General features: G+C 66.6%; 13 protein-coding genes. 2 read left to right on the top strand and 11 right to left on the bottom strand.

Annotated features, from left to right (window positions below):
* Nucleotides 1-22: 22 nt before the first annotated feature.
* The 8 genes from AC1Q5A_RS15405 to glk all read right to left on the bottom strand — a co-directional run bounded on the left by AC1Q5A_RS15405 (nt 23) and on the right by glk (nt 12,707).
* Nucleotides 23-730: a CPBP family intramembrane glutamic endopeptidase gene (locus AC1Q5A_RS15405; protein ID WP_492702154.1), complete on the bottom strand. Its 708-nt coding sequence runs from the start codon at nt 728-730 to the stop codon at nt 23-25.
* 377 nt (nt 731-1,107) lie between these two features.
* Nucleotides 1,108-1,251 (bottom strand): hypothetical protein, encoded by a 144-nt coding sequence (locus tag AC1Q5A_RS15400; protein ID WP_492702152.1) that lies wholly within the window; start codon nt 1,249-1,251, stop codon nt 1,108-1,110.
* Between the two features lie 77 nt (nt 1,252-1,328).
* Nucleotides 1,329-3,461 carry a peptidase domain-containing ABC transporter gene (locus tag AC1Q5A_RS15395; protein ID WP_492702150.1) on the bottom strand — a complete coding sequence of 711 codons (2,133 nt, stop codon included), beginning with the start codon at nt 3,459-3,461 and terminating at the stop codon, nt 1,329-1,331.
* Nucleotides 3,454-4,734: an HlyD family secretion protein gene (locus AC1Q5A_RS15390; RefSeq protein ID WP_492702148.1), complete on the bottom strand. Its 1,281-nt coding sequence runs from the start codon at nt 4,732-4,734 to the stop codon at nt 3,454-3,456. The genes AC1Q5A_RS15395 and AC1Q5A_RS15390 overlap by 8 nt, the downstream gene beginning before the upstream one ends.
* A gap of 254 nt (nt 4,735-4,988) precedes the next feature.
* Complete coding sequence (locus tag AC1Q5A_RS15385; RefSeq protein ID WP_492702146.1) at nt 4,989-6,050, bottom strand: acyltransferase family protein; 1,062 nt, start codon at nt 6,048-6,050, stop codon at nt 4,989-4,991.
* A gap of 316 nt (nt 6,051-6,366) precedes the next feature.
* Entirely contained in the window at nt 6,367-8,697 is a 2,331-nt protein-coding gene (locus tag AC1Q5A_RS15380; protein ID WP_492702144.1) for a beta-N-acetylhexosaminidase, read from the bottom strand.
* 95 nt (nt 8,698-8,792) lie between these two features.
* Entirely contained in the window at nt 8,793-11,513 is a 2,721-nt protein-coding gene (locus AC1Q5A_RS15375; protein ID WP_492702142.1) for a TonB-dependent receptor, read from the bottom strand.
* 99 nt (nt 11,514-11,612) lie between these two features.
* The gene (gene glk / locus AC1Q5A_RS15370) at nt 11,613-12,707 is read right to left on the bottom strand and encodes a glucokinase (protein WP_492702140.1); all 1,095 of its coding nucleotides are present in this window, start codon (nt 12,705-12,707) and stop codon (nt 11,613-11,615) included.
* Between the two features lie 431 nt (nt 12,708-13,138).
* Between glk and AC1Q5A_RS15365 the strand changes: the two genes are divergently transcribed.
* Complete coding sequence (locus AC1Q5A_RS15365) at nt 13,139-14,425, top strand: sugar MFS transporter (RefSeq protein ID WP_492702138.1); 1,287 nt, start codon at nt 13,139-13,141, stop codon at nt 14,423-14,425.
* 125 nt (nt 14,426-14,550) lie between these two features.
* Nucleotides 14,551-15,630: a LacI family DNA-binding transcriptional regulator gene (locus AC1Q5A_RS15360; protein ID WP_492702136.1), complete on the top strand. Its 1,080-nt coding sequence runs from the start codon at nt 14,551-14,553 to the stop codon at nt 15,628-15,630.
* Here the strand turns inward: AC1Q5A_RS15360 and AC1Q5A_RS15355 are convergent.
* From AC1Q5A_RS15355 to AC1Q5A_RS15345, 3 genes are all read right to left on the bottom strand, one after another.
* A complete protein-coding gene (locus tag AC1Q5A_RS15355; RefSeq protein ID WP_492702134.1) occupies nt 15,623-17,224 on the bottom strand; it encodes a S10 family peptidase in 1,602 nt (533 codons plus the stop codon). The genes AC1Q5A_RS15360 and AC1Q5A_RS15355 overlap by 8 nt on opposite strands.
* A 92-nt stretch (nt 17,225-17,316) precedes the next feature.
* Complete coding sequence (locus AC1Q5A_RS15350; RefSeq protein WP_492702132.1) at nt 17,317-18,498, bottom strand: IS630 family transposase; 1,182 nt, start codon at nt 18,496-18,498, stop codon at nt 17,317-17,319.
* Between the two features lie 98 nt (nt 18,499-18,596).
* On the bottom strand, nt 18,597-19,355 hold the full coding sequence (locus AC1Q5A_RS15345) for a DUF899 domain-containing protein (RefSeq protein ID WP_492702130.1): 759 nt from the start codon (nt 19,353-19,355) through the stop codon (nt 18,597-18,599).
* Between the last annotated feature and the right edge of the window lie 4 nt (nt 19,356-19,359).

Raw genomic sequence — 19,359 nt, 5'->3', positions numbered from 1 at the left:
CCGGATGTTTCGCCTCCGGACATCAGACTAGTGTCGATGCGGCCAGGCTGGCGTTATAGGCGCCATGCAGGATCATGGCGGCCCACAGCGACCCCTTGTTCACCCTGATGATCGCGCAGGTGATGGCGAGCGTCGTTATGGCCACCGCGGATGTCCAATGGTGCGTCAGCTGCGGAACATGCAGCAGCATGAACAGCAGCACCGATGCCACCGCACCGGCGAAAGCATTGAAATGCGACGTGACCACCGAGAATGCCACTCCCCTGAAAAGCAGCTCCTCGACAAATGGCGCCACGGTGATTCCCATGATAAGCCATGAATAAAGCAGAGCCTTTCCATGCGTCGTATACATGTCAATGAACGAGCTTCGTGCGCCGGAGCCGGACGGGAATGACGCGTTCAAGGCGAGCACCACTGCCGCCAGCACGACACCACCCAGTACCGACAACATTGCCTGCCTGCGGGTAATGGCGAACAAGCCAATCGCGAAACTGTTGCCGGCATTCGACCACAATCCATAGTAGTGCTTGACCAGCAACCACACCCCGCCGGCAGCCAGCCCTTCGCCCAACAAGCCTGCATAAGCCGTAACCAATAATGCTTCGCCCTTGGGAAGCTCGTGAATGCGCTCCGGGCCGATAGTGCCCGCGGCCGCAATGAGCCATAGGAGCCCGAAATAGCCCATGAAAATCCATATGCCATGGGTGTACGGGATTTTTACTTTGTTCATTGCATTGAGATCCGACTTCGTGCGGACGCCGGGGCGACGCCGAAGCGTCGCCCCGGCTGCTGCCTGCTAGATATGATTCGCCACCCATTCAATGGCCCTGGAGGTGCTGTCCACGGCCCAGGCGTAAGCCTCGCCTACCGCGTGCCCCATGTCGTAATAGACATCGCCCTCAAGGCTAAGTCCACCCGAAATGAACTGAATTTCCACATTCGATATCTCACGCATACATGCTCTCCTAAATGAATCGTTCAAAGAGGAGCCAAAGGATTTCCCTTATTTCTTTGGCGAATGCCCATACTGCACAGAAAACAAGAATCAGTATGAGGCTCGTGCGTTTCCTGGATTCCTTTCTCAAGTCAACGGGTGTCATTGACGAATCAACGATTAGCCCCGTCCAGCACGCCATCCATGAAGCTGCGGATATGGCCCGCCTCATACCACTCAAAGGCAAGAATGCCGATGAGCACGGGGAGAAGGCCGCCGGCGACCTCATCAATCTCACGCATTTCCAGTTCGCGCATGTTTCAACTCCATGTTTTCTTTGCGTCGGCAGACAGCCTCTGCCAGGCACCAACCGCGCCGGCATTGCCGGTGTCGATCAATTTCGTTGCACTCCCAGCCGGATGACCTTTCGCGCGGCCGCTACCGTCTCCGGCCGGTGCGCAATTACAATTCGAGTGATCCGCAGCCGTTGCACCGCCGCGTTGACCAGCCGTTCGCGCTCCACGTCCAGGTGACTGGTCGCCTCGTCCAGCACCAGCAGGCGCGGCCGGCGGTACAGCGCTCGCGCCAGGATAACCCGCTGCTTTTGGCCGCCGGACAGGCTGGAGCCCATATCGCCCACCAGGCTCTGGTAGCCCATCGGCATCGCGGCGATGTCCTCGTGAACGGCAGCGAGCCGCGCGGCCGCCTCGATCCGCGCGGACGCGGTGTCGGGGTCGAAGAAGGCGATGTTGTCGCCGATCGAACCGGCGAACAGCTGGTCGTCCTGCATCACCGCGCCGACCCAACTGCGGTAAGTGTCCAGGCCCAACTTGCGGATGTCGATGCCGCCGAAGCGCACCTCGCCTTCGATCGGCTCCAGCAGGCCCAGCGCGATCTTCGCGAGTGTGCTCTTGCCACAACCGCTGGGGCCGACGATGGCCACCGACTCGCCCGCCTCGATGCGCAGGCTGCAATGCCGGAGGATCCATGGCTCGCCTTCGGCGTAACGGAAGCTGACGTTGCACAGTTCGATGACGGCCTCGGGGACTGGGCCACTCCATGTCGCCTCAGCCAGCCTCTCGGGTACGCTCAGCGCGATGTCCGCCACTCGCTCGGCGTGCAGCTTCAGCATGCTGAAGTCCACCCACTTGTCGATCAGCCTGGCGGCGCGGCCGGTGAACTGGTCGGCATAGGCAATGAAGGCGATCATCATGCCCGCGGAGAATTCGTTCTTGAGCGTCAGCATGGCGGCGATCCAGATCATCGCCACCCGGCCGATGCCGAACATCAGCTGGTTGCCCAGGGTGAAGGCAATGCCCAGCCGCTGGATGCCGATGTCGCGGTTCACGGCGGACACGGTAGCGTTGGCATAGCGCGACAGCCGCTCTCCCTCCTTGTTGGCCAACTTGATCGGCATGGCGCCGCGGATGGATTCGAGCAGTTCGCTCTGCTGGCGTGCGGCATGGACGATCTGGTCTTCGCTGGCGCGACGCAGCGGGTTGAAGAAGATCCAACGGATCAACCCGTAAGCGACGAATAGGCCAAGCACCAGCGCGGTAAGTCTTACGCTGTACAGCGCCATCACCACCACCGTCACCAGCGACATCAGGCCGTCCAGCAGCGAACCGACGAACTGTGTGGTCAGCGTGCGCTGAATGCTCTGGATCGAGCCGAAGCGCGACACCACGTCGCCCACATGACGCTTCTCGAACCAGTCCAGCGGCAGGCGCATGAGGTGGCCGAACAGGTTGCTGGCCCACTGCACGTTCAAGGTGGCGCCCAGACAGGTGACGGCCCACGAACGCGCTGCGGTGATCGCCGCCGAGAAAACCGCGATGCCGATGAAGCCGAGGCCAAGCAGGGTGAGCAGGTCTTGATCGGTAGATACCAGCACCTGATCCATCACCCATTGCAGATAGAACGGCGCGGCCAGTGCGAACACCTCCAGCGCCAGCGCCAGCAGCAGGATCTGCACCAGCGCCGGCACCAGCCCGCGCACACGTCCGGTCAGCGTACGCAGGGAAACCACCTGGCGCTCGCGCACCGGGGCAAAATCGCGCGCGGGGCTCAACTCCAGCGCCGCGCCGGTGAAGTGATCCGAGGTTTCTTTCAGGCTCAGCTTGCGGATGCCGTGCGCCGGATCATGAATGACAATGCCGCGCGGGCCGGCGCGCCTGAGCACCACGAAATGGTTGAGATCCCAGTGCAGCATGCACGGCGTCCCGAGCTGGGTCAGGTCGCCCATATCGAGTTTGAGCGGGCGGCAAGCGAAGCCCAGTTGCGCCGCCATCGTGATCACCCGCGCCAGCGTGACGCCCTTGAGCGAGGTGGAGAAACGCCGGCGCAATCCTGCCAGGTCGACGTCGTGGCCGTGGAAGTTCGCCACCATCGCCAGGCAAGCCACGCCGCACTCGGCGGCCTCGGTCTGCAGCAGCATCGGCAGGCGGCGTCGCCAGCCGAACTGCAGTTGAACGCTATGGCCGCGCACTGGCTGGTCTTCCGCTCCGTGCGATGCACCGTCAGCCATCCGCTTCGCCTCCACTCAGCCGGTGCCCGATGCCGTATAGCGGCTCGAATACCCATTCAATAAGACGCCGCCGCTCCATCAGGATGTCGGCATCCAGCGCCATGCCCGGCCTGACCGGCTCGGGGCGGCCATAGGCCAGCACCTCCTGCCTGTCCAGCGCCACCTTCACGCGGTACACCGGCTCGCGCGGCTGTTGGCCGACCAGCGCCTCCACCTCGGTCGAAGTCAGCGCGCTGCGCGAGATGTCGGCGACGCGACCGTACTGCTGGCCGAATTTCTGGTAGGCGAAGGCCTGATAGCGCATCACCACACGACTGCCCGGCTCGATAAAGCCGATCGCCCGGCTGGGTACCAGCAACTGCGCCTGCAGCGTGGACCCGCTCGGCAGGATGGACAGCAGCGCCTGTCCTGCGCCGACCATCTGCCCTTCCTTCAGCAGCACGGCGGACACCACGCCGTCGCGCGGCGCACGCAGCACCACGGCACGCTGCATCTCGTTCTGTGCCATCGACTGGACGACGCCGGCGAGCCGGCGCTCGGTGTCGTTGCGCCGGCCTGCGGCATCCAGCGGCAACTCCGCCAACTGCTGCTGCGTGGCATTGAGCTGCTGGCGGACGTCGAGTTGTTGGCGCACCAGGGCCTTGTGCTGCGCCTGGGCATCCAGCACGGTCGTTTCCTGCTGCTGGATCTGCACGGCCGACACAAAGCCCTTGGCGGCGAGCGGTTTGATGCGAGCCAGCAACTGCTGGTTGCTGGCCACCTGCTGCTGCTGGATGTTCAATTGCCCGGCGATCTGCGCGAGCTGCGCACGCAGCAGCGCCGCCTTGGCCTGCAGCGCGCCGGCCTGCTGCCGAGACGACTGCGCCTGGTTGGACAGGTCGTCCTGCAGCCGCGCACGCTGGGTCGCCAGCTGCCGCCCCACCAGTTCATGGGTGTCGCCCAGCAAGGCGCTGTCCTGCTCGCTGGAAAGCCGCAGCAACACGTCGCCGCCTTTGACCTCCTGGCCGTCATGTACCAGCAGACCGGTGACGGTGCCTGCACCGGGCGCCACGACATTGAGCAACCCCGCGCTCGGCACCAGTTGCCCTGCGACGGTCTCGCGCCGGGTGTAGTGCCCGAGAAGAAGAAACAGCAGAATGGTCGCTGCCATCACCAGCGCCAGCGAAGTCGACCACCAACGCGACAGCGGCGCGGCGACGATGATCGAGCCCAGCCACTCGCCGCGTTTGGCGTCGATGACTTCCTGACGAAACAGTCCCTGTGACAAAGGCACCCCCTCCCTGGTGACTTGCTGCCTGGACTGGCGCCTCACATTGCCAGTGCGATCGTAAGAACTTGCATACTCCGCGTCAAACTTGCGCCGGTCGATAGGAAAGTTTCCTATCGGGCAAACCTCTCAAGCCATGTCGAACTATTCCGACTTGCTCGATGGTCCTCGCGATTACTTTCAGAGGCGTCACGATCCATTTGGCAGCGCGGGCCGGGCTCCCATGACCCAGTTGCGGCGCATCTGCGTGAACCGAGAATCTAGAACTTGAGATAGATGCGCTGCCGATCCATCGCCCACACGATCAACCACCACAGCGCCACGAACACCACGGCGAACGCCAGCGACGGCACGTATGGGCCGAAGCGCGGCGTCATCCAGCGGGCGAACAGGTGCTGGTAGAGCGGCTCCTGCCAGCCCAGCGCGGGCAGCGCGATCTGCATCAGTTCGGAACCGGCGTAGGCGGCGATCGCGTTGACGCCGAAGCGGCGGCCCCACGCCGGCCAGCCGCGCCGGTCGATCAGCATGTGGAACGCCAGCAGCGCCAGCGTGGCCCAGCCGGTGGTCCACAGCACGAACGAGGGCGTCCACAGGTTCTTGTTGAACGGCAGCCATGGCGACCACAGCGCGCCGAGCAGCAGCGACAACACGCCGGCGAACAGCAGGCGTCCGGTTTTCTCCTCGCGCAGCCAGCACCCGGCGCGCAGGCCGAGCAGGGTGCCGGCCAGCGACGGCAGCGTGCCGAGCAGGCCTTCCGGATCGTGGCCGCGGCCGGTGGCCGGATCGATCAGGTAGACGAAGCGGCCGAACAACGCACTGTCGAAACGACTGGCGATATTCGTCCACGGCTCCAGCGAGCCGCCGAGCAGGAGCAGCCCCCAGTAACCGACCAGCAAGGCCGCGATCGCCCACCACTGCGTGCGCGGTTTCGTGTGGATCGCGAACAGCGCCACGCCGGCGAAGCACAGCGCGATCCGCTGCAGCACGCCGGGGAATCGCAGGTGCGCCTGCGGCAACCACCACGCCGCCAGCAGATTGATCGCCACGCCGAGCGCGAGGATGCGCAAGGCACGCCACATCGCGGCGCGGCTCAGCGCGGACGGCGAAGCGCCCTGCTCCAGCCGCGGCAGGATCGCCAGCGCCACCGACACGCCGACCACGAACAGGAAGAACGGAAACACCAGGTCGGTCGGCGTGCAGCTGTTCCACGCCGCGTGCTCCAGCGGCCAGTAGACATGCTCCCAGTCGCCCGGATCGTTGACCAGCAGCATCGCCGCCACGGTGCAGCCGCGCAGGGCGTCGAGCGAGGCAAGGCGTTTCATGCAACAAGAGCCTTCCAGAATTCCATGTTTACCTCTCCCTGCAAGGACGCAGGGATGGGTGGCGCAGGGTCGTCGGGAAGATCAAAAGCAAACCCCTCCCCAGCCCTCCCCTGCTGCGCAGGGGAGGGAGTCTGGCCGGCATCGTTTCTTCCGCATGCCGGGAAAGAATGGCGCCGCTTTGCTCCTCCCCCTGCGTGCAGGGGGAGGTTGGGAGGGGGTAGCGCAGGGTCGTCGGGAAGATCCAGAGCGAACCCCTCCCCGGCCCTCCCCTGCAAGCAAGGGAGGGAGCAAGCTGAGCCCACTCGCACGGCGGGACTCACGGCGTCAGCGCCACGCTGCCGATGGCGTACAGCGGCCCGTCGGTCGGCGCGGTGTAGATCAGACACAACGCATGTTCACCCTGCTGCGCCGGCAGCGCCGCTTTCAGGGTGAAGTTGCGGACACTGTGCCTGGGGTCGGGCAACGGCAGGCTGGCCAGCAGCGGCCCGTCGCACTGGTCCAGGCGCACCAGCAGCTCGCCGAACGGCGTGCCATGCGCTCGCGATACCACCAGCTTCTGCTCGTGTGCCAGCGCGAAGTTGCGCGGCAGGCGCACCGCCTCGACATGGATCGCGGCGACGCCATCCAGCAGCGTGGCGGGAAACAGCTGGCAGGTATCGAACACGTTCACCGCGTACACCGGCCCGGTACTGCCGGCGTCGGGCGTCGGTTGCAGGCGCAGGCGGAAGTTGTTGCCGGGGCAGTTCGCCAGCGCCGTGCCGGGCAGGCCGAGCAGCGCCGCGCGATCCAGCACGCGCTCGCGCGGCGCTGCCAGTGTGCTGCCGTCGACGGCGAAACTGGCGGCACGCACGGTGGTCGGCAACGTCACGTTGAACGGTACGCTGTAGCGTGGCGAGGCGGGCGTGGGCGTGCTGCCGTCCAGCGTGTAGTGGATGGCGCCGAAGCCGGCCTGGTCGGCAAGCGTCACCGTGGCCTTGCCGGTGGCCAGCGCCACGTTGCGATCGGCCGTGATTTCCACCGCGAAGGCGCTGTCGGCATACGCGATGTGCTGTGCCCGGTAGCGCCCGAGTTGCGCCGGCAGGCGGGCGAGGAAATCCGGCCAGCCGTTGGCGATGGGCGGCGACCACGCCGTTTCGCCGAGCGCATCCAGCCGCGGGAACACGGCGTGTTCCACGTGGGCGAAGGTGGGCATGTGCTCGGCCCACACGTTGGCCTGCACGCCCAATACGTGCTTTGCCTGCGCTGCGCCCAGCACGGCGGGCACGGTGCGGAGGTCGTAGACGTTCTTCAGCGATTCCACGCCGAGACGGCCGGCATACTCGTCGGCCAGCTCGCCCTGCACGTGGTCGAAGTACAGGGTCGGCGCGGGCGACATCACCACGTCGTGGCCCATCATCGCCGCCTTGATCGCGCCGTCGGTGCCGCGCCAGGACATCACGGCGGCGTCGGCCGGCACGTTGTCGCCGTCGAGGATCTCGTCCCAGCCCACCAGCCGCCGCCCGTGCGCACCGAGGTAGCGCCCGATGCGGCCGATGAACCAGCCCTGCAGCGCGTCCTCGCCCTTGATGCCAAGCTCGCGCATCTTCGCCTGCACCGCGGGCGAGGCCTGCCACTGGTCCTTGATCGCCTCGTCGCCACCCACGTGGATGTAGGTCGAGGGGAACAACGCCATCACTTCGTCCAGCACGTTCCCGATGAATTCGAAGGTGGCATCGTCGACGTTGTAGAGGTACGGGTTGACACCCCAGTCGACCGATACCGGCGGACGCTGGCCGGTGACGCCGAACCGCGGGTATGCGGCTACCGCCGCCTGGGCGTGGCCCGGCATGTCGATCTCCGGCACCACCGTGATCTGGCGCGCGGCGGCGTAGGCGACGATGCGGCGGATCTGCGCCTGGGTGTAGAAGCCGCCGTAACGCTGCGGCACGCCGTCGTGCCCGGCATCCGGAGGCGTGCGCCACGCGCCGATGCGGGTGAGTTCGGGGTAGCGCCTGATCTGGATGCGCCAACCCTGGTCGTCGGTGAGATGCCAGTGGAAGGTGTTGAGCTTGTGCTGGGCCATCTGCTCGAGCAGGCGCTCGATCTCGTCGACCGTCTGGAAGTGCCGCGCGGAATCCAGCATCAGCCCGCGCCAGGCGAAGCGCGGCTGGTCGCGGATGGACAGCGCCGGCACCTCGACCGCGCCTTGCTTGGCATCGGGAGTGAGCAGTTGCCACAGGGTCACCGCGCCGTAGAACAGGCCGGCCTCGTCGCGCGCGCTGACCCGGATGCCTTGCGGCGTGACATCCAGCGCGTAGCCTTCGCGGTTCGCCACCGGCGCGGCGGGATCGCGCTGCAGCACGATCGCGCCTGCGGTGGCCGCGCCGTGCTTCAGCGGCAGGTGCAGGCCGCGGGTGCGCGCGACGAGGTCGGCCAGCCAGGCGCCGGTGCGGCGGGTCGAGGCGGCATCGTCGGCGAGCACGATCGGCGTGTGCGCATCGACGGTGAAGCTGCCGGCATCGACGCGCAGTTGCACCGGCAGCGGCAGCAGGGCGGGAACCGGTGGCTCGGCGGCCCGGGCGAAGCCGGCGAGACCCAGTGCCAGGGTCGCGCAGCCGAGCAGGATCAAACGGCGGGTCATCGGCGCTCTCCGTCGCAACAGGTGCATCACGCTAGCAAAAAAAGCGGGCCCGGCAAGATGGGGCCGGGCCCGGTTGGGGATGATGCGGAGCCGTCGGTGGCCCGCTTCGCGGTGGAACGGGGTCAGAGCTTGAAACGCAGGTTCAGGTAGTACTGCCGGCCGTTGTCGTAGAACGCGTACGGCTGCTTTCCGTAGGTGGCGTTCTGCGTGTAGTACTTCAGCTTCGGACTGTTGAGGTTCATCGCGTCCAGCGACAGCGAGATGTGGTCGTTGAGCTGGTAGCCCAGCGACACCGCGAGGTTGCCGATACCCTGCTGGAAGTAGGTGTCGGTGCGGCTCACGCCGGCATAGAACGCCGAACGGTAGGTGTAGCTGACGCGGGCGTTGAACTGCTTGTTCTCGAAGTAGCCCGACACGTTGTAGGTGTTCTTCGAGGTGCCCTGCAGCGGCTTGTCCCCGCTGGCATGGCCGTCGGCATAGGTGTAGTTGGCCTGTACGCCGAAGTTGTCGCCGATCGGCTGGATGTAGTTCAGCTCCACGCCGCGGACCTGGCCGTTGACGTTGGTCGGCACGCTGATCAGGTAGTTCGAGAACACGTCGTGGCCGGCGGCCTGGCTGGCCGGCATGTCCTTGAAGCTGCGCGTCTGGTTGCCGAAGGTGACGTAGTCCTTAAGGTTCATCGCGTACACGCCGGCCGACAGCAGGCCGCGTGGCGCGAAGTACCATTCCACCGCGGCATCGAAGTTGCTCGATAGCAGCGGCCTGAGCTGCGGATTGCCGCCGCTGCCGGTGTGGGTGAGGTCGTCGGCCGACACCGAGCCGGCCAGCGCCGAGTAGTCCGGACGGGTCATCGTCTGCGACGCGGCGAAGCGCAGCAGCAGGTCGTCGGCGACGGCAAGCTTGAGGTTGGCGCTGGGCAGGAACTTGTCGTAGCTGTGCCGGTAGGTGTTCCAGTAGTAGTTGCCGAAGGCTGAGCCGGTGATCGGGCCGGTGACCGTGCTGGCGGCGGCATCGGGCGCGGTGCTGCTGTAACCGATGTCCTCCTTGGTCTTCACGTAGCGCACGCCGATATTGCCGCTGGCGATGCCGGACTCGAAGTTCAGCTGCAGGTAGGCGGCCGTGTCCTTCTCGCCGACCTTGTAGATGTCGTTGAAGTAGAAACGCCCGACCGGATCGCGGTTGGCGAACTTCGCGTCGATCTGCGCCAGCTGGCCCGGCGTCCAGAACCAGATCGGGCCGGGGAAGCTGCCGCCGAGCGAACCGTTGAAGCCGCCCGGATAGCGGCTGTAGGTGCCGGTCGGATAGGCGGCCGGGTTCTGCCAGTCGGAAGCCCAGTTCGGACCCTGCGCCACTTCGAACGGGTTCTGCCGCGTGTGCTTGGCGTAGCGGCCGCCGAACTGCAGCGAGGTGACCGCGTCGTTGTCGAAGCTGAGCTCGCCGTCGAACTGCGCCCAGTCCTCCTTGTCCTTCACCTTGATGCCCTGGCCGCCGAAGATCCAGCCGGCGGACGGCAGGATGCCCGACGGCGAGCTGTTGTCGCCGCCCAGCGTCCAGTTGATCGGCTGGCCGATGCCGCGCATGTTCCAGCCGGCGCCGGCGCCGCTGGCCGTGCCCAGTTCGATCACGTCCTGGGTCGGGCTGCTGCCGGTGCCGCGGGTGGTGCCGAGCTGGCCCTTGAGGTCGAGGTGGTCGGTGACGCGCCAGTCGGCATCGAGGGTGAGGTACTTCGATTCCGACGACGCGCCGGGGCGGGAGATCTGGTCGTACACGCCGTAGGCGCCGGTGCCGCCGGCGATCGAGCCGCTGGTGACCACGTTGTTGTTGATCGAGTTGGCGGTCAGCACGCCGCCGCCCGCCAGCGCGCTGCTCGCCCACATCATGTAGTTGCGGTTGTAGTTGTCGGCCTTGAGCTTGGAGTAGAAGCCGCTGAGGTCGAGCGTGAGGTTGTCGGTCGGCTTGACCTGGAAGTCGATCACGCCGCCCTTGCGCTCGCGCTGCTGGGTGAACAGCACCGCACCGATCTCGTTCGGGTAGTACACGGTGTTGCCGCCGACCGTGGTGGGCAGGTAGCCGCCCACCACCTCCTGGCCGTTGCGCTGCAGGCTGCGCTTCTCGTAGAAGCCCTGCACCAGCACGCCGACGGTGTTGGCGTCGTTCTTCCAGTTGAACAGGCCGCTGAACTGCGGCTTGGTGTCGCCGGGTAGGTCCGAGTACACGCCGCCGATCGAGGTCTCGGCGGTAATCGGCTTGGCGAACTCCAGCGGCTTGCGCGTGATGATGTCCACCGAGCCGGCGCTGCCACCCTCGACAAGGTTGGCCTCGGAGGTCTTGTGCACCACCACCTGGCTGACGATCTCCGACGGCAGCAGGGTATAGCTCACGCTGCGGCCCACGGTCTGCACCTGGCTCAACACGAACCAGTCGCCGGTGCCCACGGTGTGGCCGTTGACCAGGGTCTGGGTGAGGCTGGGCGCGGTACCGCGCAGGCTGACGCGATCGCTCTCGTCGAAGCCGCCTTCGCTGGCGCTGGACGAACTGATGTTGACGCCGGGCAGGCGCTGCAGCGTGTCGGCCACGTTCTTCGCCGGCAGCTTGCCGATGTCCTCGGCGGTGACGACCTCGACGTGCGAGGCCGCCTCCTTCTTCAGCGCCAGCGACTCGGCCTCGCTGTTGCGGATGCCGGTGACGATCACCGTGCTCAGGGTCCTGGCCTGCTTCTCCTTCGCATGATTCTGGCTGGACTGGCTGTCAGTGTTCGCCTGGGTGTCCTGCGCATACAGCGCGCCGGATGCGCACAGGCTGGCGACGATACTCGCGGCTAGCAATGTCTTGCGGTAGTTCATGATCTCCTCCCCTCAGAGGCTGGCTCGAATCAAGACCGGCATGACGACGGTCGCGGATGTTGTGAAAAGTTGGCTCGGCGCCGTGCTGGCGGATGACGGTCATCCCGTGGCTGCGTCCCGTCCATCCAGAAACCAGCCTGCGGCGCCGATGACACCAAGCTGGCCGTGCTCGATCAGTCGTACTGGTACCTGCTGCAGATAGGCGCGCATCACGCCCTTGTTGAAGTAGCGTTCGGCGAACGTGCTGGCGCGCAGGAACGGCTGGATCTGCGGCAGGATGCCGCCGGCCAGGTAGGCTCCGCCGCGGGCGCCGTACAGCAGCACCAGGTCGCCGACGAAGCTGCCGAGCAGGCCGCAGAACACCTCCAGCGCCTCCACCGCGGCGGCGTCATGGCCGGCCAGCGCGGCAGCGGTCACCCCGGCTGGCGTCAGCACACGAGCGCTGCCGCCGCGCAGCTCGCACAGGGCGCGATAGAGCCTGAGCAGGCCCGGGCCGGACAGTGCGTCCTCGAACGGCACGTGCGGATGCTGGCGGCGGAACAACCGCAGGATCTCGATCTCGCGCTCGTTGCCGGGCGCCAGCGCGACCTGCCCCGCCTCGGTGGCCAGCACCTGTGCGCGCGGCTGGCCCGGCAGCAGCACCGCCGAACCCAGCCCGGTGCCCGGCCCCATCACCAGCACCGGCCCGGGTGCCGATGGCAGCGTGGCGTCGATGACCGGCTGGGTCTCGTCGGCGCCGATGAACTGGGTGGCGTAGGCGAGCGCCTCGAAATCGTTGATCACCATCAGTCGCCGGATGCCGAGGCCGTCGCGGATCTCGCGGATCGACACCGGCCACGGCAGGTTCTCATTGACGATCGCATCGTCCAGCACGTAGCCGGCGCAGGCCACCGCGCAGTGGCGCAGCTGTCCGCGCAGCGCCGCGTGCGGCGTGCCGGCCAGCTGGTCGACGAAGTCCTGCAGCATCGCGGCGAGGCCGGACCAGTCGGCGCAGCTGTAGCGGTGGTAATGCAGCACGCTGACCGGACGCCGGCCGGACGCCCGGCCCACGACCAGGCCGATGCGCGCATGTGTACCGCCGATGTCGGCGGCCAGGAACGGCTGGCCCGGATCCGGCACGTCCAGGCCGGCCGGATGCGACGTTCCGGCAGTCGCCGACTTCGCCGCATGATGCTGGTTCGCGACTCCCCCCACTCCGTTCTCCCGTGGCCGATGGTTTTCCGATCCGGACGCACCGGATCGGCGCAGGCCCGGCCGGCCTGATTCGGGCGGAGTCTGTCGCCATAATGACAACGTTGTCAAATCGGTCGCGGCGGATTCCCGGAACATTCGATGTGGCGCCGCCGCATAGCTGTCGCGACACTCCCGGGTGCGCCCCCGTGCTGACGGAATTTCCTGCCTGTTTAGCCGTGTTTTCGCTGGAATCCGCCGCGCGTTCCCGGCCTGTTGCGCCGCCACATCAATCGTCTCGAACAGCCGTCCGGACGGCTCGCGTCCATCGACAATCGGAAGTCCCCCGTCGGTATGAATTGACAACGTTGCACTTTTCGGCGAATAAAGAGACATCCCGTCTGTCCCGGCCACCCGGCCGAAGCGACACGGCCGGGCCCGGGGAGAACCAGACCATGGCGACAACGCAGGCGGCGATGCAGGCCGATCGCACCAACCTCGGGCCGATGCTGGTCATCGGCCTGCTGTTTTTCATCTTCGGCTTCGTCACCTGGCTCAACGGGCCGCTGATCACCTTCGTCAAGCTGGCCTTCGATCTCGACGACGTGAACGCGTTCCTGGTGCCGATGGCGTTCTACCTGTCGTACTTCTTCCTGGCACTGCCGTCGTCGTCGGTGCTTCGCCGCACAGGCATGAAGAAGGGCATGGCGCTCGGCCTGTTCGTGATGGCGGTCGGCGCGGTGCTGTTCGGCCAGTTCGCCACCATGCGGCTGTATCCGGGCGCGCTGACCGGGTTGTTCGTGATCGGCGCCGGGCTGTCGCTGCTGCAGACCGCGTCCAATCCGTACATCAGCATCCTCGGCCCGATCGACAGCGCGGCGCAACGCATCGCCTTCATGGGCATCTGCAACAAGCTGGCCGGCGCGATCGCCCCGTTCGTGTTCGGCGCGCTGGTGCTCAGCGGCATCGGCACCTTCGGCCAGCAGGTCGAGTCGGCGCCGACGCCGGAGGCGCGCGACGCCCTGCTCAACGCGTTCGCCGGCAAGGTGCACCTGCCGTACATGGTGATGGCGGGCCTGCTGGTGGTGCTGGCGATCTGGATCGCGCGCTCGTCGCTGCCGGAGATCCGGCCCGCCGGCGCCAACAGCGAGCAGGCGATCGGCCACCGCGACGGCAGCATCTTCAGCTTCCCGCACCTGTGGCTGGGCGTGCTGTGCCTGTTCCTCTACGTGGGCGTGGAGGTGATGGCCGGCGACGCGATCGGCACCTACGGCCAGGGCTTCGGCCTGCCGCCGGAGGCCACCAAGCACTTCACCTCGTACACGCTGGTCGGCATGCTGGCCGGCTACCTGGCCGGGCTGGCGCTGATCCCGCGCTTCATCACACAGCAGCGCTACCTGGCGGTATCGGCGGTGCTGGGCGTGGCCTTCGCGATCGGCGCCTACCTCACCCACGACTACCTTTCGGTGGCGTTCGTGGCAGCGCTGGGTTTCGCCAACGCGATGATGTGGCCGGCGATCTTCCCGCTGGCGATCAACGGGCTCGGCCGCCACACCGAGGCGGGCTCGGCGCTGCTGATCATGGGTATCGCCGGCGGCGCGGTGGTGCCGCAGCTGTTCGTGCACCTGAAGCAGCACGTCGACTTCCAGCTCGCGTTCACGCTGCTGATGGTGCCGTGCTACCTGTATATCCTGTACTACGGGCTGGCCGGCCACCGGGTCGGCCAGCGCGCGGCGCGCTGAGTCACGGATTCGCCACGCTCCGGGCCATACGCTAGGATGCATGCGCCGCCGCGTCCCTGCGCGGCTCCGTCGGCACCATGGCGCGCCCGGCGTATCAGGTCCTTTCGATACACGAGGTTCAGCGGTTGCGCAGCGCCACCATCAAGGATGTCGCGGAACGTGCGGGCGTCTCGCTGAAGACCGTCTCGCGCGTGATCAACAACGAGCCGTCGGTGCACCCGCGCACGCGTGCGAAGGTGCAGCGCGAGATCGACGCGCTCGGCTACCAGCCCGACCCTTCCGCGCGCAGCCTGCGCAGCACCCGCGCGTACGCGATCGGGCTGGTCTACGACAATCCGAACGCGCACTACGTGATCAACCTGCAGCACGGCGTGCTGGCGGCATGCCGCGCGAACGGCTTCGGCCTGCAGATCCACCCGTGCGACTCGTCCTCGCCGAAACTGGCCGACGAGCTGCGCGAACTGGCGCAGCGTTCGCGCCTGGCCGGGCTGGTGCTGGCGCCACCGATGTCCGAGCAGCCGGCGCTGATCGAGGCCCTGAGCCAGGCGCAGGTGCCGTTCATCCGCATCATCTCGGCGCGCGAGGATCCGCAGGACGGCCACCCGTGCGTCTACGTCGACGACCGCGACGCCGCCTACGCCATTACCGAACACCTGATCCAGCTCGGCCACCAGCGCATCGGCTTCCTGTGGGGCGGCCGCGGGCACCGCTCCAGCCTGGAACGCTACCAGGGCTACGAAGACGCGCTGAAGGACTACGGCATCGCGCTCGACCGCAAGCTGATCGTGCCCGGCGACTACACCTTCGACGACGGCTTCCGCGGCGCGCGCAAGCTGCTGGCGCTGAAGGAGCGCCCCAGCGCGATCTTCGGCTCCAACGACGAGATCGCCGCCGGCGTGCTGGCCGCGGCGCACTCGGACGGCATCAACGTGCCGTACGAACTCTCCATCGCCGGCTTCGAGGACAGCCCGTTCTCCAAGCAGTCGTGGCCGGCGCTGACCACCGCGCGCCAGGCCACCGAGGAGATCGCGCGGCACGCCGCGCAACGGCTGATCGGCGACCTGCAGCGCGCGGCCAACGGCGAGCCGCCGGTGAGCCGCAACGAAGGCTTCAGCCCGGAACTGGTGATACGCGGCTCCACCGCGCCGCGGCACACCGCGCCGTCCGGGCGCGGCGCCGGCGGCCGGCGCAAGCCGGCTACTTGACGTTGTCGGTCTGCCCGATGAAGCGGGCGACGTTGTCGTGCAGCTGCTTCAGCGACGCCTCGTGCGCGTACACCATGTGCCCGGACGGATACCACGCATAGCTGATGTTGCGCTCCAGGCCGGCCGGGATCGGCAGGTGGTGCATCTCGTAGTCGGCGGCGAAGTACGGCGTGGCCAGATCGTAGTAGCCGCCGTGGAGAGAGACCTTGAGGTTGGGGTTGGTCTTCATCGCCATGGCCAGATCCGGCATCACGTTGGTCGAGGACTGCAGCGCCTCGCCGTGCACGCCGGGCGCCTTGTGCGAGAAATCCCAGTGCTTGACGTCGGCGAACAGCCGGTACTGCCGGCCCTGGCCGAACTTCAGCTCGCGCCGCACGTAGTCGTTGAACGCGGCCACGTAGGCCGAGCTGATCGCCGAGGACTGCGGGTCATACTCGGAATCCTTGCTCAGCGGGTCGATCGACGGCCCGGCGAAGCGGCTGTCCAGCCGCCCGGTGGTGATGTCGCCGTCGGCCTGCAGCTCGTGTTCGAACATGCCGCCGGTCACGCGCAGGTTCGCCTTCAGCAGGTAGGCCACCGGCAGGCCGGTGTACTCGTGCAGCTTCTGCGCCACTGCCTGCTTGCGCGCATCGTCCAGGCGCGAGCCGGCCATCAGCGCCTGCGCGTAATCGCCCAGCGCGTACTGCTCCACCTCGCGCAGGAACGGCTCCAGCGCGGCCGGCTGCTGCGGCAGCCGGTGGTGGTAGAACGCGGTCGCGGCGAAGGTCGGCAGCGCCAGTTCGTACGGCAGGTCGATGCCCGGGTTGAACTCCGGCCCGTCGATGCTGGTGTCGAAACTGAGGATCTGCGAGAGCAGGATCACCCCGTTGAGGTCGACGCTGTCCTCGTTCTCCAGGATGTTCGCCAGCACCGCCGAGCGGGTGGTGCCGTAGCTTTCGCCGAACAGGTACTTCGGCGAATTCCAGCGGTCGTACTTCGACAGGAAGCGGGTGATGAACTGGGCGAACGCATGCGCGTCGCCGTCCACGCCGTAGATCGCCTTCTGGCGATCCTTCATCTGTTCCTCGCGCTTGGACTTGTCCGTGTCGGCGGCGATCAGACGGCTGAAGCCGGCGCCGGGGGCGTCGATGAACACCAGGTCGGAGGCGTCGAGCAGGCTGTAGTCGTTGTTGACCAGCCCGTACGGCGCCGCCGGCGTGTGGCTGTCGTCGCTGGTGACCACGCGCTTCGGCCCGAACGCGCCCATGTGCAGCCAGACCGTGGCCGAACCGGGGCCGCCGTTGTAGATGAAGGTGACCGGTCGCTTCGTCGCGCTCGCCCCCTTCTTGAAGTAGGCGACGTAGAACATGCTGACCTGCGGCTCGTCCTCCTTGTCGCCCTTGCCATGCAGCACCAGGGTGCCGGCCACCGCCTTGTAGTCGATGCGATGGCCCTCGACCGATACCGAACCCTCGCTGGCCGACGACTGCGGCTCGACCAGCGCCGCATCGGGCTGCTCCGGCTTGGCCTTGTCATCCTTGCTGTCGTGACCGGCCACGGCCACGGTAGTGAACAGCAACGCGGCAAATGCCACGGCGAGGGGAAGTTTGCTCATTGGTGGAGATCCTGGCTGGCCGAGGCGCAGTCCGCCCCATAAACCCCAGCATAGGTACCACCGCCAACGCGTCCATGCGCCAGAAGTCATTGCTACCGATGTCTGCGTTCTGCCGGGAAATAGCGACCCACCAAGTGCCAGGCCTTGCGAATTCCTCGCCCGCGCCCACGGCACGGCAGCGGTCTGAAGCTCAATCTGGCCCAGGTATCCACTTGATTACCAAACCGAAAGAAAGTATCCGAACACATCGGGCGGCATAGCGGACGGTAGGCTGTTGAAAGAAGCCACGGACCAGAGCGGGACTTTTCTGTAGAGAGCGCAGGAAAGCCATGGCGTGACGCTTGAGATGATCGGGCCCGCTCAAGGCCAGTCGACCGAGCTGGTGCCGTTTGAGGTGATGCCACACCCGCTCGTCCGGATTCAGGTCCGGGCTGTACGGCGGCAACGGGAACAAACGCAGCTGTCCTTGCGTGCTGGCGACGAACTGCTTCACGGCGCGCGAACGGTGCACCAGATGACCATCGACGATGAGGAAGACGGGGGGTGTCACGATGGACCCCGAGCCACTTGAGGAAGTCGATGAACTTGACCGTCGTCAGGGTTCCCGGGCAGCAGGCAAAGCGCAACTCACCACGGGGGCTGACCGCCGAAATGACATTCAGGGCGAAGCGCGCTCCCGTCCGCTCCACCGTGGATGTCTGCCCGACCGGTGCCCACGTCGTGCCGCTGTGGTCGTCCGAACGCATACCGGCCTCGTCGGCAAAGAACACCGGAGCCCTGGCGCGCTTGGCCTCCTTGCGGATGGCCGGATACTCCTCGTGCAGCCATGCTTCGACGCGCTGCGGATCGCGCTGATACGCACGCGCCAGCGGTCGTTGCGGCGACAAGCCCAGCTCCCGCAACAAGCGGCCAACCGATACCTCGGACAGGCGGACCTGGAACCGCTGCGCAACCAAGTCACGCACCATCGCCCGCGGCCACAGGGCAAACGCGAACTTCAGCTGCTGCGGGTTCTTGGTCGTCACCGTCTTATGGAGCCAGCGCATGGCACGCTCGTCCAGCTTGCGCGGTCGGCCGCTGAGGGGTTTGGCGTACAGCGCCTCGATGCCACCTTCCCGAAACGCAGCCAGCCATTCATAGATGCGTGGTCGCGACAGCCCCAGCGCTCGGATCACGGCCTCCGGCGACTCTCCGGAGGCCACCGCCTCGACTGCCCCAAGACGCATCGCTTCCAGCGTCTCGTGTGACAACTTCCGTCCATCGGTGGCGCGCATTTCCCTCTCCTCGCCGACATCCGATCCCCGGACCGCCGCAAAGCGGGAACGTCCGCTTACTTTTGTTCTCATTAGTAATGACCTCCGCCCCCTTGAATTCAGCGCTGGCCGTACTCGTCGTGGCGGCGCCACCAGATGCCACCCGCTTCGTTGCGGCCGTGCGGCGCGCGGTCCAGCCACTGGTAGGCGCCCCACAGGCCGTCCAGCCCGCGCGCATAGGTGGAGTAGGTGTGATGGACGACGCCGTCCTCCAGCACGAACGCGCTCATGCCCGGCAGTTCGCGCAGGTAGGTTCGCCCGTCGACGCCGCACATCGCCGCGAACGTGTTGGGCGCTTCCGGCATCGCGCGGGCAAGGGCCGGACTCTTCCGGAAGTTGTACTCGTAGCCTTCGCTTTGCTGCTGCTCGTTCAGCCCGACGCCGTAGTCGCGGTTGAAGTCGCCGCCATGCGCGGACGCCCACGGGAAGCTCCAGCCCATGCGCCGCCGGTAATCCAGCAGTTTCGCCAGCGGTGCGCGCGACACGGCCCACAGCATCACGTCGTGGTTGGCCAGGTGTTCGGCGAAACCGTTGAAGCCGTCCGCGATCATCGAGCAGGACGGGCAGCCCGCCTTGTAGTCGGGCCCGAACATGAAGTGGTAGACCAGCAGCTGCGAACGGCCGCGGAACAGCTCCGCCAGCGAGGCGTCGCCATCCTCGGTATCGAAGCGGTAGGTCTGGTCCACGCGCACCCACGGCAATGCCTGCCGCCGTTGCGCCAGTTCGTCGCTGCGCCGGGTCAGCTCCTTCTCGGCTTCCAGCAGGTCCAGCCGCGCGGCCAGCCATGCTTCGCGGGTCGCGGTCTTGTGCATGCTCATGGCA

Source organism: Rhodanobacter sp. GW835-FHT13D09 (assembly GCF_058793995.1).
This window is presented reverse-complemented; position numbering and strand designations above follow the sequence as displayed.

Excerpts from the sequence above, each read along its gene's own strand:
- AC1Q5A_RS15395 (WP_492702150.1), bottom strand. The coding sequence starts at position 3,461 with ATGGCTGACGGTGCATCGCACGGAGCGGAAGACCAGCCAGTGCGCGGC.
- AC1Q5A_RS15350 (WP_492702132.1), bottom strand. The coding sequence starts at position 18,498 with ATGCGCGCCACCGATGGACGGAAGTTGTCACACGAGACGCTGGAAGCG.
- AC1Q5A_RS15405 (WP_492702154.1), bottom strand. The coding sequence starts at position 730 with ATGAACAAAGTAAAAATCCCGTACACCCATGGCATATGGATTTTCATG.
- AC1Q5A_RS15375 (WP_492702142.1), bottom strand. The coding sequence starts at position 11,513 with ATGAACTACCGCAAGACATTGCTAGCCGCGAGTATCGTCGCCAGCCTG.
- AC1Q5A_RS15365 (WP_492702138.1), top strand. The coding sequence starts at position 13,139 with ATGGCGACAACGCAGGCGGCGATGCAGGCCGATCGCACCAACCTCGGG.
- AC1Q5A_RS15355 (WP_492702134.1), bottom strand. The coding sequence starts at position 17,224 with ATGAGCAAACTTCCCCTCGCCGTGGCATTTGCCGCGTTGCTGTTCACT.
- AC1Q5A_RS15345 (WP_492702130.1), bottom strand. The coding sequence starts at position 19,355 with ATGAGCATGCACAAGACCGCGACCCGCGAAGCATGGCTGGCCGCGCGG.
- AC1Q5A_RS15400 (WP_492702152.1), bottom strand. The coding sequence starts at position 1,251 with ATGCGCGAACTGGAAATGCGTGAGATTGATGAGGTCGCCGGCGGCCTT.
- AC1Q5A_RS15385 (WP_492702146.1), bottom strand. The coding sequence starts at position 6,050 with ATGAAACGCCTTGCCTCGCTCGACGCCCTGCGCGGCTGCACCGTGGCG.
- AC1Q5A_RS15380 (WP_492702144.1), bottom strand. The coding sequence starts at position 8,697 with ATGCACCTGTTGCGACGGAGAGCGCCGATGACCCGCCGTTTGATCCTG.